Genomic DNA, 16,547 nt, shown 5'->3' on the forward strand with positions numbered 1-16,547 from the left:
CAGGGGACCGAGCCTTAATAAGGGACCCCTATGATCTCTCATCGAAAACTCGAAACCGTACTGAACCATCTGCTCGAACCGCACGCTATCAAGGATTACTGCCCCAACGGCTTGCAAGTGGAGGGGCGTGAGCGCATTCGCAAGGTAGTGACCGGTGTCACTGCCAGTCAGGCGCTTATCGACGCGGCGGTGGCTGCCGAGGCCGATGCCATTCTGGTCCATCACGGCTACTTCTGGAGCGGTGAACCGGCCCAGATCACCGGCATGAAGCAGCGTCGGCTCAAGACCCTGCTGACCCACGATATCAACCTGTTTGCCTACCACTTGCCGCTGGATGTTCACCCCGAGGTGGGTAATAACGCCCAGCTCGCCAAGCTGCTCGACATCAAGGTACGCCGTGGTCTGGAGCCGTGGAACAGCAAGAGCGTCGCCATGGTGGGCAAGCTGGAAGAGCCGATGAGCGGCGCCGACTTTGCCAAACTGATTGCCGAGCGCCTTGGCCGTGAACCACTCTATTGTGGCGACAGCGGCCCCGAGCTGATCCGCTCCGTGGCCTGGTGCACCGGCGGCGGTCAGAGCTACATCAATCTGGCGGCGGAGCAGGGCATCGATGCCTTTATCTCCGGTGAAGCCTCCGAGCAGACCATTCACACCGCTCGCGAGATGGGGATGCACTTCTACGCCGCTGGCCATCACGCTACCGAGCGTTACGGCGTCAAGGCGCTGGGGGAGTGGCTGGCGACTGTGCACGGGCTGGATGTGACCTTTATCGATATCGACAATCCGGTCTAAACCTGTCCACGATCTGGCTACGAAACCGTGATCAAGGCTCATGTGCTGCTCGGAATCCTCACGTATGTCTATACGCTCCGGTTCCTGTGCTGCTCTTCACCTTGTTGACGGTTTCTCGCTGCAGGTCGTGAACAGGTTTAAGCCTGTGCCTGTGGTGGGAAAATTCAGGAAATAAAAAGGAGGCCATCGGCCTCCTTTTTCACATTTCGACAAGACGTCTGCTTACTCGCAGGCGTAACCAGCGAGGCCCAGCAGGGCGCCATCCAGTTGCACAGCGCCGTCCACCATCTGCAGCCTGCCTTCGCAGAACCAGCGCACCACCAGCGGGTAGATGCTGTGCTCCTGCGCCTGTACTCGTGCCGCTACCTCGTCCGCCGTGTCTCCTTCAAAGATGGGCACGCGGGCCTGCAGGATCACCGGGCCGCCATCCAGTTCTTCGGTCACGAAGTGGACACTGGCGCCGTGTTCACTGTCACCGGCATCTATGGCGCGCTGGTGGGTGTGCAGGCCCTGATACTTGGGCAGCAGGGAGGGGTGGATATTGATCATCCTGCCGGCGAAATGGCGCACCAGATCGCCGCTCAATATCCGCATAAACCCGGCCAGCACCACCAGGTCAGGCTGATAGTCTGCCATCAGCGCCAGCAGGGCGGCGTCATACTCCTCCCGGCTGGCAAACTGCTGCTGGGCCAGAATGGAGGTCGCCACGCCAGCTTCTTTGGCGCGAACCAGACCATAGGCATCGGCCTTGTTGCTGATAACGCCGACCACTTCACCGGCAATCTTGCCGCTGGCGCAGTGGTCGAGGATCGCCTGCAGGTTGCTGCCGCTGCCAGAGATTAGGACGAGGATCCGCATCATTTGATGACGACCTGCTCCTCACCGTCTGCTGCCTTGGCGATATGACCGATGTGCCATGCGTTCTCGCCTTCTGCCTTGAGCAGGGTCAGCGCCTTCTCCAGCTGGTTGGCGGGCAGGGCGATGATCATGCCGACGCCGCAGTTGAAGGTGCGATACATTTCGTGACGGGTGACGTTGCCAGCCTGCTGCAGCCAGCTGAACACTGCCGGCCACTGCCAGCTCTGCTCGTCGATCACCGCTTGGGTGTTGGCGGGCAGGACACGGGGGATGTTCTCCCAGAAGCCACCGCCGGTGATGTGGGACAGGGCGTGGATCTCGCACTCCTTGATGAGCTTGAGCACAGGTTTCACATAGATGCGGGTCGGCTCCAACAGGGCGTTGGCCAGGGTGGTGTCACCCAGCGGCTGATGCACGTCGGCTTTGGAGACTTCCAGAATTTTACGGATCAGGGAGAAGCCGTTGGAGTGAGGGCCGCTGGCAGCCAGCGCGATCAGGGCATCCCCTTCACCGACCTTGCTGCCGTCGATGATTTCGCTCTTCTCCACCACACCGACGCAGAAACCGGCGATGTCGTAGTCTTCCCCTTCATACATACCCGGCATCTCGGCGGTCTCGCCGCCCACCAGGGCACAGCCTGACTGCTCGCAACCGGCACCGATCCCGGTGACTACCGCGGCTGCGGTGTCCACGTCCAGCTTGCCGGTTGCATAGTAGTCGAGGAAGAACAGCGGCTCGGCGCCCTGTACGATCAGGTCATTGACGCACATGGCCACCAGATCGATGCCCACGGTGTCGTGCTTCTTCAGGTCGATGGCCAGCCGCAGCTTGGTGCCCACACCATCGGTACCGGAGACCAGTACCGGCTCCTTGTAGCCCGCAGGGATTTGACACAAGGCCCCAAAGCCGCCAAGACCACCAAGGACTTCAGGACGACGAGTGCGCTTTGACACGCCCTTGATACGTTCAACCAGTGCATTGCCGGCATCGATATCTACGCCAGCATCCTTGTAGCTCAGTGAGGTTTTGTCAGTCACGAGTATTCCCCGTCATGTAAAGAAGTGGAGGGTAAAATTCGGGGCGTATTCTAACAGTGGCGGTGAAAAACCAGAAAGGAAATCGTTTGCGCGTTTTTGCGCGGAAATGCTCTACAAGCGGTGGCTTTTGTTGTATGATTCCGCGATTTTTTTGCGGCAGGTTAGAGGAGATAATAATGAAAGTCGTTGAAGTCAAACACCCCCTGGTCAAACACAAGATCGGTCTGATGCGCGAAGGCGATATCAGCACCAAGCGTTTCCGTGAACTGGCCAAAGAAGTGGGCAGTTTGTTGACCTATGAAGCGACCTCTGACTTCGAAACCGAGAAGGTTATCATCGATGGCTGGAATGGGCCAGTAGAAGTTGACCAGATCAAAGGCAAGAAGGTAACCGTCGTACCCATCCTGCGTGCCGGCCTTGGCATGATGGATGGCGTGCTGGAGCACATGCCGAGCGCCCGCGTCAGCGTGGTCGGTATCTACCGTGATGAAGAGACCCTGCAACCGGTTCCCTATTTCGAAAAGATCGTCAGCAACATCGAAGAGCGTCTGGCGCTGGTCATCGATCCGATGCTGGCCACCGGCGGTTCCATGATCGCCACCATCGATCTGCTGAAGAAGAAAGGCTGCCAATCCATCAAGGTGCTGGTACTGGTTGCCGCGCCGGAAGGGATCAAGGCGCTGGAAGCCGCACACCCTGACGTAGAGCTCTATTGTGCTTCTGTCGACCAGGGGCTGAACGAGAAGGGCTACATCGTGCCGGGTCTGGGCGATGCAGGCGACAAGATCTTCGGTACCAAGTAACTTAATGCTTTAACCTGCTTCCCATGTGGAAGGGGTGATCGGAGCCGGCGCATCGCCGGCTCTGCTGTTTGTGGCCGCTTGTGCCAGCCTTGCCGCAGGATGCGCCTTGCCGCTACCATAAGCACACTCTCCCATTTCGAGACTCTGTTCATGTTCAAACGTGTTGTGACCGCCCTCTGCTGCGGCTTGTCATTCATGGCCTCGGCCGCTCAGGTGACCGACCTCTATCAGGGCAAGGCCCCGACCAGTGGCGACATGGTGGCCGCTCAAGGGCAGGCACTGGGTCAGGTGCTGATCAAGGTGACCGGCAAGCGCGACATCCTCACCCAGCCGGTGGTGGTCAAGGCGCTGGCGGCCCCGGGCGATTATGTCAAAAGCTATGGCTATCAGGATCAGGACGCCGTCAAGTATCTGAAAGCCGAGTTCAAGAGTGATAAGGTCAACAGCCTGGTCTCCGAGAGCCAGTTTGCCCTGCTTGGCCCTGCGCGTCCCCAGATGGCCATCTGGCTGGTGGTGGATCAGGGTGAGCGTCGCTTGCTGGCGGATCAATCCAGCGATGGTTGGGCGCAAGCCTTGCGCGAGCAGGCCCAGACGCTGGGGCTACCCATCAGCATTCCGCTGATGGATCTCGATGACAACATGGCGGTCAGTGCCACCGACGTCTGGGGACGCTTTGCCGACCCGATTTTGCAGGCAAGCCAGCGCTATGGCGCCGAGATGGTGGTGTTGGGCAAGCTGACACCGGAAGGTGACAAGTGGAGCATCGATTGGGGACTCTACGGCCCCAAAGCGGCCGGTGAAGTGGCCGAGCTGACCCGTGGCAATAACACCGGCACTCAGGCCGAAGTGGCGCAAGGGTTCGCCGATACCCTGGCGGCCTGGCTGGTGAAAAACTACGGTGCCCGCATTTCGGGTCCGGCAACCAGCCAGACCCTGGTGGTGGATGGCCTCTCCGAAGTGGACAGCATGATCGCCGTGCAGAAGATGCTGCAGGGGATGGCCAACGTCAGCAAGGTGGCGATCGGCAAACTGGAGGGGGACCAGGTCACCTTCAACTTTACCCTGCAAGGGGAGCAGGCCGAGCTGGTGCGGGCGCTGCAGCTTGAGAGTCGTTTGCGCAAGGTTGACGATAATGGCAGCGGTTTGCGTTACCAATGGTCGCAGCCCTGATTTTATAAGGCTTTTGTAGACCGCCCGGCTTGCCCGGGCGGTTCTCTATCTGCCTTTGCGATGATACACTTAGCCACAAATGTCACAGTCAAAGCCCAACGAGTGAAGCAACCGGCCCAACTGTCTTTAGCCGTACAACTACCGGATGATGAAACCTTCGTCAGTTTTTATCCCGGCAACAATGCTCATCTGATCACCGCCCTCAAGAATGCGGCCATCGGTCAGGGATCGCCTTTCCTCTATTTCTGGGGAGCCAAGGGATCCGGACGCTCTCATCTGCTCCACGCCACCTGTGCTGAGGTCAACGCCCGCGATGCGGCGGCTGCCTATCTTTCTCTCGATCAGTTTGAACAGCTCGATCCCAGTATGCTCGATGCCCTCGAAAGCTTGCCGCTGGTCTGTCTCGACAGCCTTGAGGCGATCGCCGGCAATGCCGTGTGGGAGCGGGCGCTGTTCGATTTCTACAACCGCTGGCAGGAGAAGGGCGAGGGGACGCTGGTGGTCACCGGCTGCAGCGCACCGCGCAAACTGGGGCTGCAACTGCCGGATCTCGCTTCGCGCCTCGACTGGGGGGTGAGTTTCCATCTCGAAGAGCTGGATGACGAAGGCAAGCTCAGTGCCCTGCAGCTGCGTGCCGAGCTGCGGGGCTTCAAACTGCCCATCGATGTGGGCCGCTTCCTGCTCAACCGACTCTCCCGCGATATGCGAACCCTGCTCACCACTCTCAATCAGCTCGACAACGCCTCATTTCGCGCCAAGCGCAAGCTCACCATTCCCTTTGTCAAAGAGATCCTCGACCTCTGAGAACCTAGCCACGTTCTTACTGCGAGGCCGTGAGCAAGGCTCATGTGCTGCTCTTCACCTTGCTGACGACCTCTCGTCACAGACCGTGAAGAGGTTCTATCGCTTTGTTCCTTCTCCCTTCGGGAGAAGGGCCTTTCAAAAAGAAACCCCGGCATCAGGCCGGGGTTTTGCTATTTCAAGGCAGCTCTCTTATTAGTGGAACTGATCTTCTTCGGTGGAGCCGGTCAGGGCGGTGACCGAGGATTGGCCACCCTGAATGACGGTGGTCACCTTGTCGAAGTAACCGGTACCGACCTCCTGCTGGTGGGCTACGAAGGTGTAGCCACGGCTGGCGGCGGCAAATTCCGGCTCCTGCACCATCTCGACGTAGTGCTTCATCCCTTCGCCACGGGCGTACTGGTAGGCCAGTTCGTACATGTGGAACCACATGTTGTGGATACCCGCGAGGGTGATGAACTGGTACTTGTAGCCCATGTCGGAGAGCTCCTGCTGGAAGCGGGCGATGGTGGCATCGTCCAGATTTTTCTTCCAGTTGAAGCTCGGGGAGCAGTTGTAGGCCAGGATGCGATCCGGGAACTTGGCCTTGATTGCTTCGGCAAATTTACGCGCTTCGTCCAGATCCGGCTTGGCGGTTTCACACCACACCATGTCGGCGTAGGGGGCGTAAGCCAGACCGCGAGCGATGGCCTGATCGATACCGGCACGCACCTTGTAGAACCCTTCGGCAGTGCGTTCGCCAGTCAGGAAGTCTGCATCGTACGAGTCAGCGTCAGTGGTCAGCAGGTCAGCGGCGTTGGCGTCGGTACGGGCGATCACCAGGGTGGTGGTGCCGCACACATCGGCTGCCAGACGGGCTGCAACCAGCTTCTGTACCGCTTCCTGAGTCGGTACCAGCACCTTGCCGCCCATATGGCCGCATTTCTTCACCGATGCCAGCTGATCTTCGAAGTGCACGCCGGCGGCGCCCGCTTCAATCATCCCCTTCATCAGTTCGAAGGCGTTCAGCACGCCACCGAAACCGGCTTCCGCATCGGCCACGATCGGCAGGAAGTAGTCGATAAAGCCCTCATCCTGCGGCCCAACCTTGTTGGCCCACTGGATTTGGTCGGCACGGGCGAAGGAGTTGTTGATGCGCTCCACCACGGACGGTACCGAGTTGGCCGGGTAGAGGGACTGATCCGGATACATGGTGGAGGACAAGTTGTTGTCTGCAGCCACTTGCCAGCCGGAGAGGTAGATCGCCTCGATCCCCGCCTTGGCCTGCTGCACCGCCTGACCGCCGGTCAGGGCGCCGAGGCAGTTGACATAGCCTTTCTTGGCGTCGCCGTGGATCAGACCCCACAGCTTGTCGGCACCACGCTGGGCCAGGGTGTGCACCGGCTGCAAGCTGCCGCGCAGGTTCACCACATCTTCGGCGCTGTAGCCGCGCTTGATCCCTTTCCAGCGGGGGTTTTCCGCCCAGTCTTTCTCGATAGCCTGGATCTGTTGCTCACGGGTCAGTGCCATATCAGTTCCCTCTTTCATTGATTTCACGTTTCCATTGACTTGTTATTGGCGAGCCCCGCTGGGGGCCCGTGATTCAGAGCCGCTCGTAACCGGGCAGCGTCAGAAAATCGATCAGGGTATCGGCGCAGGTGATCTCTTCCATCAGCTCGCTTGCCTCGGCAAAGCGTCCTGTCTGCCAGCGTGCTGTGCCCACCTCGGCTTTGACCACCTCCAGCTCCTCGTCCAGCATCTGGCGGAACAGCTCCTTAGTCACCACCTTGCCGTTCGACAGGCTCTTGCCGTGGCGTATCCACTGCCAGATGGAGGTGCGGGAGATCTCGGCGGTGGCGGCATCTTCCATCAGACCGTAGATGGGCACGCAGCCGTTGCCGTTGATCCAGGCCTCCAGATATTGCAGGGCAACCCGGATATTGGTGCGCATCCCTGCTTCGGTCCGCTCGCCCTCACAGGGGGCCAGCAGGTCGGTGGCGGTGATGGGGGCATCCTGCTCGCGCAGCACGCCAATCTGGTTCTTGGCGCCAGCCGCAATGGTGGCGTTGAATACCGCCATGGCGGTATCAGCGAGGCCAGGGTGGGCGACCCAGGTACCGTCGTGGCCGTTGTTGGCTTCGCGCTCCTTGTCGGCCTTGACCTTGGCGAAGACCTGCTCGTTGACGGCAGCGTCCTTGGCCGGAATAAAGGCGGCCATACCGCCCATCGCCAGCGCACCGCGCTTGTGACAGGTCTTGATCAGCAGCCGCGAGTAGGCGGAGAGGAACGGCTTGTCCATGGTCACCACCTGACGATCAGGCAGGACGCGATCCGGATGGTTCTTCAAGGTTTTGATATAGCTGAAGATGTAGTCCCAGCGGCCGCAGTTCAGCGCAACGATGTGATCCTTCATCTGATAGAGCAGCTCATCCATCTCGAATACGGCCGGCAGGGTTTCAATCAGCACGGTGGCCTTGATGGTGCCGCGGGGCAGACCGAACTTGTCCTCGGTCCAGGCGAACACTTCGCTCCACCAACGCCCTTCCAGATGGCTCTGCAACTTGGGCACGTAGAAGTAGGGGCCGGAGCCTTTGGCCAGCAGCGCCTGATAGTTGTGCAGGAAGTAGAGGGCAAAATCGAACAGGCCACCGGGGATCGGCTCGCCATCAAAGGTGACATGTTTTTCCGGCAGGTGCAGACCGCGCACCCGGCAGATGAGGACGGCCGGATCGGCGTTCAGGGTATAAGCCTTTCCTTCCGGACTGGTGTAAGAGATGGTGCCGTTGACCGCATCGCGCAGGTTGATTTGGCCCTCGATCACCTTATTCCAGGCGGGGGCCAGTGAGTCCTCGAAGTCCGCCATGAACACCTTGACGTTGGCGTTGAGGGCGTTGATCACCATCTTGCGCTCTACCGGGCCGGTGATCTCCACACGGCGGTCTTGCAGGTCGGCGGGAATGCCGCGAATGGTCCAGTCACCTTCACGGATGTGGGCGGTTTCCGGCAGGAAGTCCGGCAGCTCGCCGCCATCGATACGGGCCTGGCGTGCCACACGTTGTTTCAGCAATTCCCCTCTTTGGGGAGCAAAACGTTCCACCAGTTCGGAGACCAGAGCCACCGCGTCCGGCGTCAGAATTTGCGCGTATTCGGGCAGCATCTCGCCCTGGATGCGAAGGCGGGCGCTGCAGTGGGTCTGAGCCGGTGCCGACATAAGGTTCACTCCTTTGAGAATTACATTTTGAACTTACTAACTACGACTAAAGTCGAATCCCTGTTCCTGAAACGTTCCCGCAACAACGGGGTAACACGATTGATAAGGTGCGAAATATTGTTGAGTACGTCAACAGTTTTTTTTAAACACCTGTTTTTTGAGTATGGTTAAGTTGATGTTTTTTATTGCTTTATTTGGTTGGTGTAAAAGCTCTACGCAGATGGTTATGCTCCTGCTTTTTCCCATCGGACAACGGCTAATTTGGGCCGTTACCCTGCCCCTCATTTTGTAACTTATTACGTAATAAAATTACAAATGCAAAAACAAATCCCGACCTAACTCCAGGCTTTGCCAAAACAGCTGTATAAATTGCGTTTGAATGTGGCAATGAATGTTTTGCTATTGCTAGACCTAGTTGGTGAACGTGCGTTTTAAACTTGGTGTGGTGATGCAGGCTCTGTTGGCACCAGCGGTTGCAACGATGGAAAGTGAAGCGCAATAACGTAGGTTTGTATCAATTGTCGGGGGGGATGCTGGAGAGGAAAGGTGGAGACGCATCAGTCAATAATACTGTCATCCTTGATAGAATTAGCAGTTTGTCGTTTTTTGCAGATTTCTCGCCAAGGGTGTGAAACTGAGTGTGTTGAACAGGTGATGCCCCAGTGATTGAGCGGCCATCTGGCCGGGCTCAATAGTCATCATCCGGTTCGGCAAGATCGATCACATCCAGCTGGATGACCTGTTCATTTTCGCTTTCGGTGTGGCAAGGGGTGTCGTGAGGAACGGAATAAAGCGTAATGGCGGGTGCGAAATCGGTGTTCTGGTTCATGCCTGGTCCTGTGTTGCACGCAAGCCGGACAGTGATCCCTTCACTCGTGTTTCCACCTCCCTGTGTTGTCTACCGGCGGAAAGTTGCGCATCTTAATGAGTTCGGCAAAAAGATTCAAGTGGTTCTGAGTGTTTTTTGTGCTTGATAGGTAGGCATCCTCAGGAGGATAAATCGGAGGCAAAAAAATAGCCCAGTCGTTTGACTGGGCTATTCTCGGGGAAAATGGTCGGTGTGAGAGGATTCGAACCTCCGACCCTCTACACCCCATGCAGATGCGCTACCTGGCTGCGCTACACACCGACGGAGTCAGACTCGGCTGACGGGGAGGAAGTCTAATAGCATGGCCAAACGGGTGCAACTCCTTTTTTATCATAGAGATGCCGATTGCTTCTTTATTGCTCAGTCGGGATGTGGCTTGGGTCTGACGTGCAGATTTGGCATAATCGCCGCCCTGTCACCGCGAGCTATCATGCCTGCTATCTATGGAATTATCTGACAGTTGTGGATAGCTGGAATGCAAACAGCACAATTGAACAATATAAAGAGGGGATGGGCGTGAAACCATCAGAGGTCCCAGAGAGACCGAGTCAGACCGAGCAGGACGAACAGTGGATGCGCCATGCCATGGCATTGGCCGCCCGGGCCGAAGGGATTGGCGAGATCCCGGTCGGTGCCGTACTGGTGCTGGATGGTCAGGTGGTGGGAGAGGGGTGGAACCGCTCCATCAGCGAACACGATGCCTGTGCCCATGCCGAGGTGATGGCAATCCGGGCGGCGGGCAAGCAGCTGGCGAACTACCGGTTGCTCGACACCACTCTTTATGTGACGCTGGAGCCCTGCTGTATGTGTGCCGGTGCGCTGATCCATAGCCGGGTCAAGCGGGTGGTTTACGGCGCCCGAGATCTCAAGACCGGTGCCGCGGGGTCGGTGTTCGAGATCTTGCAGGACCCGCGCCACAATCACAGCGTCGAGCTGACCGGCGGTGTGCTGGCCGATGCCTGCTCGGCCCAGTTGTCGGCCTTCTTCAAGCGCCGTCGCGCCGAGAAAAAGGCGGCCAAACTGGCGCTGCAACAATCAAACGATACCCTTTCCTGAACCATTCGGGGGCAGCGCAGGCTGCCCTTGCTGATTATCTGCATAAATATCCCTTTATAAACAATATATTACGCTCGCCCGCCTTCGAAGGAATCCCCGCCCATTTTTCCGCTAACAACCTCTGTTAAAGCGTTCTCGATGTAACAAAACTGTCATGCAACCGCCATATAATGCCGCGAAGCCTAGCTTACATTGAGGTCTTGCATGTCATCGGAATCGTTAAACCTGGTCATGGCGGGCAGTAGAAAACGCCGGATCAAGGATAAATTGGCCAAATATGGCGTCACCACAGGCGGAGCCCTGGTACTGGTGGCGCTGCTGCTCATCTTCTTTTATCTGCTCTATGTGGTGAAACCCATCTTCAATGGCGCCTCCATGGAGCCGACCGCCTCGTTTACCCTGCCTGCCGCAGGGAAGACCGCCTGGCTCGGCGTGGAAGAGCAGAACGAGATCGGCTATCGCTTCAGCGATAAAGGGCAGGTCAACTTCTTTGCGGTGCAGGGAGATGACAAGATCAAGGTCGGCCAGTCACTGGGTCAGGCCCAGGTTGCTGGTGACATCACCACGGTAGCGACCCCGGCACCTGGCCAGCGGCTGATCGCCTACGGCTTTGCCGATGGCAAGGCGCAGGTCGTCCAGCCAGCGTTCAAGGTCTCCTATCCCAACGATGTGCGGGTGATTGAACCCAGCCTGCAATATCCCTTCGGCGAAGAGCCGGTGGTGATCGACCCGCAAGGGAAGGCACTGCAACTGATGGTGTTCGAAGCCACCAAGGACAAGATGGCGACCGCCGCCGTGACCGAAGATGGTCGTGGTGTGATGACGGTGATGAGCGGTGAGGAGAACTTCATCTCCGGGGAGATTGAGTGGAGCAGTGAAAACTACACGATTCCCTCCCTGCCGCGCCATGTGGATCAGATGTTGCTGACCCCCAATCTGCGGATCCTGTTCGTGCGCGAGGGCAATCGCCTCTCCGTCTATGACATTCATAACCTGAGCGAAATCTCCCTGCGCAACGTGCTGGAGATCAATGCCCCCAACGCCAATGTGACCCGGGTTCAGCTGCTCTCCGGCGCCTCTTCACTGCTGGTGGGTAATGACAACGGCGTGATTTCACAGTGGTTCGAAGTGGCGAAGGATGGCAAACGCCAGTTCACCCAAATTCGTGACTTCAAGGGCGATGGCGCGGTAGATCTGCTGACTCCCGAGCACTTTCGCAAAGGCTTCATCAGTGCCGACAAGGACGGCATCATCAGTTTCTTCCATGCCACTGGCGAGACCAAGCTGCTGACCGAGACGGTGGAAGGGGGCGAACTCTCTGCCCTGGCCATCTCCCCCCGTCACAACCTGTTGCTGATGCAGCAAGGGAACAGCTTCAAGCTCTTCTCGGTGGAGAACGAACACCCCGAAGTGACCTGGTCTGCACTCTGGCAACAGGTGTGGTACGAAGGCTATCCGGAGCCCCAGTATGTGTGGCAATCCACCTCCGCCAGCAACGACTTTGAAGCCAAGCTGAGTTTGGTGCCGCTGGTATTCGGTACGCTGAAAGCCTCTTTCTACGCCATGGTGTTTGCTGTACCGCTCGGCGTGGCCGGTGCCATCTATACCGCCTACTTCATGTCGGCGGGGCTGCGCAAATACGTCAAGCCGACGGTCGAGATCATGGCGGCGCTGCCGACTGTTATCTTGGGCTTCCTGGCGGGTCTGTGGCTGGCGCCGATCATCGAGGGGGCGTTGCCCGGGGTGATCCTGCTGCTGATATTGCTGCCGATGGGGATGTTGCTGACTGCACTGCTCTGGAACTATCTGCCGGAGCGCGGCAAGTCCTGGCTGCCGGAGGGGTGGCACGCCATCCTGCTGATCCCGGTGCTGCTGCTGATTGGCTGGGGGGCCTTCGCCCTGAGCCCGCTCATCGAGAATGCCTTTATGCACGGCGATTCGCGCATCTGGCTGACCCACGAAATGGGTATCAAGTTTGACCAGCGCAACTCGCTGGTGGTCGGTATCGCCATGGGCTTTGCGGTCATCCCCACCATCTTCTCCATTGCTGAAGATGCGGTTTTCTCGGTGCCCAAGCATCTGACCCAGGGCTCGCTGGCACTGGGGGCCACCCCGTGGCAGACCCTGAGCCGGGTGGTGATCCTCACTGCCAGCCCGGGCATCTTCTCTGCGGTGATGATGGGGCTTGGCCGCGCCGTGGGCGAGACCATGATCGTGCTGATGGCTACCGGCAACACCCCCATCATGGACTTCTCCATGTTCCAGGGGCTGCGCACCCTCGCCGCCAACATCGCGGTGGAGATGCCGGAATCGGAAGTGGGCAGCTCCCACTATCGGGTACTGTTCCTCGCGGCCTTCGTCCTGTTTGTGTTTACCTTTTTGTTCAACACCCTGGCCGAGTTTGTCCGTCAGCGGTTGCGTGAAAAATACAGCTCGATGTAAGGGGCGACTCTGTAATGGACAAGGAATCGACAATGGGTAAGTGGTTTAAATCAGGGGCCCCCTGGATCTGGATGACCGGCGGTGCCGTCAGCCTGAGTCTGGTGGCGGTACTGGGTCTGCTGCTGCTGATCGGCTGGCGTGGTCTGGTCTACTTCTGGCCGCACCCCATCTATGAGTGGCAGCTGGAAGACGCCAGTGGCAACAAGAGCGTACTGATCGGCGAAATCAACGATCGCGAGCAGGTTCCGGTGGAGCGACTGCGCGCCGCAGGTCTGGCGCTGGAAGGGGAAGAGCGCGAGCTGCTGACCCGCTATTTGGTCAAGACCGGCAACCGCGAGTTTGTTGACCTCGATTTTCGCTGGGTGCTGGAGACGGACATCAAGTCCCAGAGCCAGCCAGCCGAGCTGGCCATGGTTGAGCGTGCCACCAACGGCAACTTCTATGGCTATATCGTTGGGGTGAAAGAGGATGGCCGCGAGCTCACCTCTGATCTGCATCCTGCCCTGCAGCGGGTGCTGGCGCGAGCCAATGCCCTCTCCGAACAGGCCAACGATCTGCAAAAAGGGGACATCGGCAGCATCAACTATCAACTGGAGCGGCTGCGCCTGAAAGAGCGCAAGGCCGAGCTGGATGACAAGCTGACCGATCAGCTCAAAGCCGAACTGGCCAGCGAGCGTCAGGCCCTCAACGATCGTTATCAGGTGCTGGAAAAAGAGCTCTTCTCCCTGCGTAGCCAAGCCGATCGCGACGCCATCACCGTCAAGGATATGCGTGGCGAGCTGGTGACCATGCCGATGTCCAAGGTACTGGACGTGGTATGGCCCAACGACATGAGCCTGCTGGCCAAGGTGGGTCACTGGTTCCACCAGATCGGCAAGTTCGTCTCTGACGATCCCCGTGAAGCCAACACCGAGGGCGGGGTGTTCCCGGCCATCTTTGGTACTGTGTTCATGGTGTTCCTGATGGCGATCATCGTGACCCCGCTGGGGGTGGTGGCGGCAGTCTACCTGCACGAATATGCGGGCAAGAACAGCCTGACCAAGATCATCCGCATCGCGGTGATCAACCTGGCGGGCGTGCCCTCCATCGTTTACGGCGTGTTTGGTCTGGGCTTCTTCGTCTACACGCTCGGTGGTTCGCTGGATCAGCTGTTTTACCCGGAAGCGCTGCCGAGCCCGACCTTTGGCTCACCCGGCGTGATCTGGTCGGCGCTGACCCTGGCTATCCTGACCCTGCCGGTAGTGATTGTCTCCACCGAAGAGGGGCTGGCGCGGATCCCGAGCACCATCCGTCAGGGCTCGCTGGCACTGGGTGCCACCCAGGCCGAGACCCTGTGGCGCATCGTGCTGCCGATGGCGAGCCCGGCCATCATGACCGGCCTTATTCTGGCGATTGCCCGTGCAGCCGGTGAAGTGGCGCCGCTGATGCTGGTGGGGGTGGTGAAACTGGCACCGACCCTGCCGATGGATGGCAACTTCCCGTATCTGCATGTGGAGCGCAAGTTCATGCACCTGGGCTTCCACATCTATGACGTCGGCTTCCAGAGCCCCAACGTCGAGGCGGCCCGCCCGCTGGTCTACGCCACCTCCTTCCTGCTGGTGACGGTGATCGTGGGTCTGAACCTGACCGCTATCGGTATTCGTAACCACTTGCGCGAGAAATTCCGGTCGCTGGAGCATTAATTCGGCGCCGCTTGAGTGATACAAGAGTGAGATAACAGAGGGGCGGCCGAGCGCGAGCCGCCATCTCTCTGCACCAATACGTGAGGGGCGCCGGCAGCTGTCCGGCCACTCCAGATAGATTTTGAGGTAACAGATGATCAACGTAACGACCACGTCTACCCAGCACACCGCGCTGGACCTGCTCAACCTGACCCCGGAGCAGACCGCGCTGGAGGTGAAGGATCTCAACCTGTACTACGGCAGCAAGCAGGCGTTGTTCAACGTCAACATGAAGATCCCCAAAGGGCAGGTGACCGCCTTTATCGGCCCGTCAGGCTGTGGCAAATCGACCCTGCTGCGCTGCATCAACCGGATGAACGATCTGGTGGAGATCTGCCGCATCGAGGGGGAAATCCAACTGCACGGCCACAACATCTATGACAAGAGCATTGATGTTTCCGCCCTGCGCCGTCAGGTGGGCATGGTGTTCCAGCGCCCGAACCCGTTCCCCAAGTCCATCTACGAGAACGTGGTCTATGGTCTGCGCCTGCAGGGGATCAACGATCGCCGCACCCTGGATGAGGCCGCCGAGCGCTCCCTGCGCGGTGCGGCCCTGTGGGACGAGGTGAAGGATCGTCTGCATGACAACGCCTTCGGTCTCTCCGGTGGTCAGCAGCAGCGTCTGGTGATTGCCCGCGCCATTGCCATCGAGCCGGAAGTGCTGCTGCTCGATGAACCGACCTCGGCGCTCGACCCCATCTCCACCCTCACCATCGAGGAGCTGATCAACGAGCTCAAGAGCCAGTTCACCGTGGTGATCGTAACTCACAACATGCAACAGGCTGCGCGCGTGTCGGATCAGACCGCCTTTATGTATATGGGCGAGCTTATCGAGTACTCGGATACCAACACCATTTTCACCACCCCGGCCAAGAAAAAGACCGAAGATTACATTACCGGTCGTTACGGCTAAGGAGAGGAGAGGATGAATCTCAGCAAACAGATTGGCAGTCGGTTCAACGGCTAAGGCATAATCGGAGCAATCAAGGATTATTTGTATGGACAATATGAACCTCAATAAACACATCTCCGGTCAGTTTAATGCCGAGCTAGAGAGCGTGCGCAACCAGGTGCTGGTGATGGGCGGTCTGGTGGAGCAGCAGCTCACCGACGCCATTGCGGCGATCCATGATCAGGATCTCGATGCGGCGCGCAAGATCGTGGCCAACGACCACAAGGTCAACGCGATGGAAGTGGCGATCGACGAGGAGTGCACCCGCATCATCGCCAAGCGTCAGCCGACGGCCTCCGACCTGCGACTGGTGATGGCCATCATCAAGACCATCACCGATCTGGAGCGCATTGGCGACGTGGCCGACAAGATCGCCCGCATGCTGACCGACAACGCCAACAAGCCGCAGCCGCCGCTGGTGTCGCTGGAGAACATGGGCCGTCGCACCATCAAGATGCTGCACGATGTGCTCGACGCCTTCGCCCGCATGGATCTGGATGCAGCGCTGGCGGTCTACAAAGAAGATGACAAGGTAGACCGGGAGTACGAGTCCATCATCCGTGAGCTGATGACCTATATGATGGAAGATCCCCGCACCATCCCCCAGGTGCTCAACGTCCTGTGGGCGGCGCGAGCCATCGAGCGGGTCGGCGATCGCTGCCAGCACATCTGCGAGTACATCGTCTACTACGTGAAAGGCAAGGATGTGCGCCACACCAAGGCGGACGATCTGGGCACCTTGCTGGGCAAGGGCTAACCGGATGTCTAGTCCTGAAATAGGTTTACACATTTTCAACTAGCATTTCTCTACTCAGAACCCCTTATGTACCGCATCGGGGGTTCTGTATTTCAACGCA

14 protein-coding genes and 1 tRNA gene are annotated in these 16,547 nt (G+C 58.6%); 9 read left to right on the forward strand and 6 right to left on the reverse strand.

Translation table 11 applies throughout. The annotated features are described in order from the left end of the window. Nucleotides 1–30: 30 nt before the first annotated feature. The gene (locus tag AB5Y73_RS08465; protein WP_118853618.1) at nucleotides 31–792 is read left to right on the forward strand and encodes a Nif3-like dinuclear metal center hexameric protein; all 762 of its coding nucleotides are present in this window, start codon (nucleotides 31–33) and stop codon (nucleotides 790–792) included. A gap of 222 nt (nucleotides 793–1,014) precedes the next feature. Here the strand turns inward: AB5Y73_RS08465 and purN are convergent, their stop codons facing one another. Both purN and purM read right to left on the reverse strand, forming a co-directional pair. Further along, a complete protein-coding gene (gene purN, locus AB5Y73_RS08470) occupies nucleotides 1,015–1,653 on the reverse strand; it encodes a phosphoribosylglycinamide formyltransferase (RefSeq protein ID WP_019446697.1) in 639 nt (212 codons plus the stop codon). Further along, nucleotides 1,650–2,687, reverse strand: a complete 1,038-nt coding sequence (purM, locus tag AB5Y73_RS08475) for a phosphoribosylformylglycinamidine cyclo-ligase (protein ID WP_021231046.1) — start codon at nucleotides 2,685–2,687, stop codon at nucleotides 1,650–1,652. The genes purN and purM overlap by 4 nt, the downstream gene beginning before the upstream one ends. A 176-nt stretch (nucleotides 2,688–2,863) precedes the next feature. Between purM and upp the strand changes: the two genes are divergently transcribed. The 3 genes from upp to hda all read left to right on the forward strand — a co-directional run bounded on the left by upp (nucleotide 2,864) and on the right by hda (nucleotide 5,464). Then, nucleotides 2,864–3,490, forward strand: coding sequence for a uracil phosphoribosyltransferase (gene upp, locus AB5Y73_RS08480; protein ID WP_005334115.1), 627 nt, complete (start codon nucleotides 2,864–2,866; stop codon nucleotides 3,488–3,490). 150 nt (nucleotides 3,491–3,640) lie between these two features. Then, nucleotides 3,641–4,660, forward strand: coding sequence for a DUF2066 domain-containing protein (locus AB5Y73_RS08485; RefSeq protein WP_107685161.1), 1,020 nt, complete (start codon nucleotides 3,641–3,643; stop codon nucleotides 4,658–4,660). Between the two features lie 102 nt (nucleotides 4,661–4,762). Further along, nucleotides 4,763–5,464, forward strand: coding sequence for a DnaA inactivator Hda (gene hda / locus AB5Y73_RS08490; RefSeq protein WP_279499472.1), 702 nt, complete (start codon nucleotides 4,763–4,765; stop codon nucleotides 5,462–5,464). 192 nt (nucleotides 5,465–5,656) lie between these two features. On the opposite strand, the gene aceA is transcribed toward hda, so the two are convergent. The 4 genes from aceA to AB5Y73_RS08510 form a co-directional block, all read right to left on the reverse strand. Continuing rightward, complete coding sequence (aceA, locus tag AB5Y73_RS08495) at nucleotides 5,657–6,970, reverse strand: isocitrate lyase (RefSeq protein WP_005334111.1); 1,314 nt, start codon at nucleotides 6,968–6,970, stop codon at nucleotides 5,657–5,659. A gap of 73 nt (nucleotides 6,971–7,043) precedes the next feature. Next, entirely contained in the window at nucleotides 7,044–8,651 is a 1,608-nt protein-coding gene (gene aceB, locus AB5Y73_RS08500) for a malate synthase A (protein WP_107685162.1), read from the reverse strand. A gap of 688 nt (nucleotides 8,652–9,339) precedes the next feature. Continuing rightward, nucleotides 9,340–9,480, reverse strand: a complete 141-nt coding sequence (locus AB5Y73_RS08505) for a hypothetical protein (protein WP_005334106.1) — start codon at nucleotides 9,478–9,480, stop codon at nucleotides 9,340–9,342. Between the two features lie 223 nt (nucleotides 9,481–9,703). After that, a tRNA-Pro gene (locus AB5Y73_RS08510) sits at nucleotides 9,704–9,780 on the reverse strand. 255 nt (nucleotides 9,781–10,035) lie between these two features. On the opposite strand from AB5Y73_RS08510, the gene tadA reads away from it, so the two are divergent. The 5 genes from tadA to phoU all read left to right on the forward strand — a co-directional run bounded on the left by tadA (nucleotide 10,036) and on the right by phoU (nucleotide 16,447). Further along, nucleotides 10,036–10,575 (forward strand): tRNA adenosine(34) deaminase TadA, encoded by a 540-nt coding sequence (gene tadA, locus AB5Y73_RS08515; protein ID WP_107685178.1) that lies wholly within the window; start codon nucleotides 10,036–10,038, stop codon nucleotides 10,573–10,575. 204 nt (nucleotides 10,576–10,779) lie between these two features. Continuing rightward, nucleotides 10,780–13,017, forward strand: coding sequence for an ABC transporter permease subunit (locus tag AB5Y73_RS08520; protein ID WP_019446689.1), 2,238 nt, complete (start codon nucleotides 10,780–10,782; stop codon nucleotides 13,015–13,017). Between the two features lie 32 nt (nucleotides 13,018–13,049). Next, on the forward strand, nucleotides 13,050–14,699 hold the full coding sequence (pstA, locus tag AB5Y73_RS08525; protein WP_005359546.1) for a phosphate ABC transporter permease PstA: 1,650 nt from the start codon (nucleotides 13,050–13,052) through the stop codon (nucleotides 14,697–14,699). Between the two features lie 133 nt (nucleotides 14,700–14,832). Then, nucleotides 14,833–15,651, forward strand: coding sequence for a phosphate ABC transporter ATP-binding protein PstB (pstB, locus tag AB5Y73_RS08530; protein WP_107685163.1), 819 nt, complete (start codon nucleotides 14,833–14,835; stop codon nucleotides 15,649–15,651). A gap of 85 nt (nucleotides 15,652–15,736) precedes the next feature. Then, nucleotides 15,737–16,447: a phosphate signaling complex protein PhoU gene (gene phoU, locus AB5Y73_RS08535; RefSeq protein WP_005334097.1), complete on the forward strand. Its 711-nt coding sequence runs from the start codon at nucleotides 15,737–15,739 to the stop codon at nucleotides 16,445–16,447. Nucleotides 16,448–16,547: the final 100 nt, after the last annotated feature.

The organism is Aeromonas sp. s7(2024) (assembly GCF_040907825.1).
In the GTDB taxonomy this organism is placed as follows: domain Bacteria; phylum Pseudomonadota; class Gammaproteobacteria; order Enterobacterales; family Aeromonadaceae; genus Aeromonas; species Aeromonas veronii.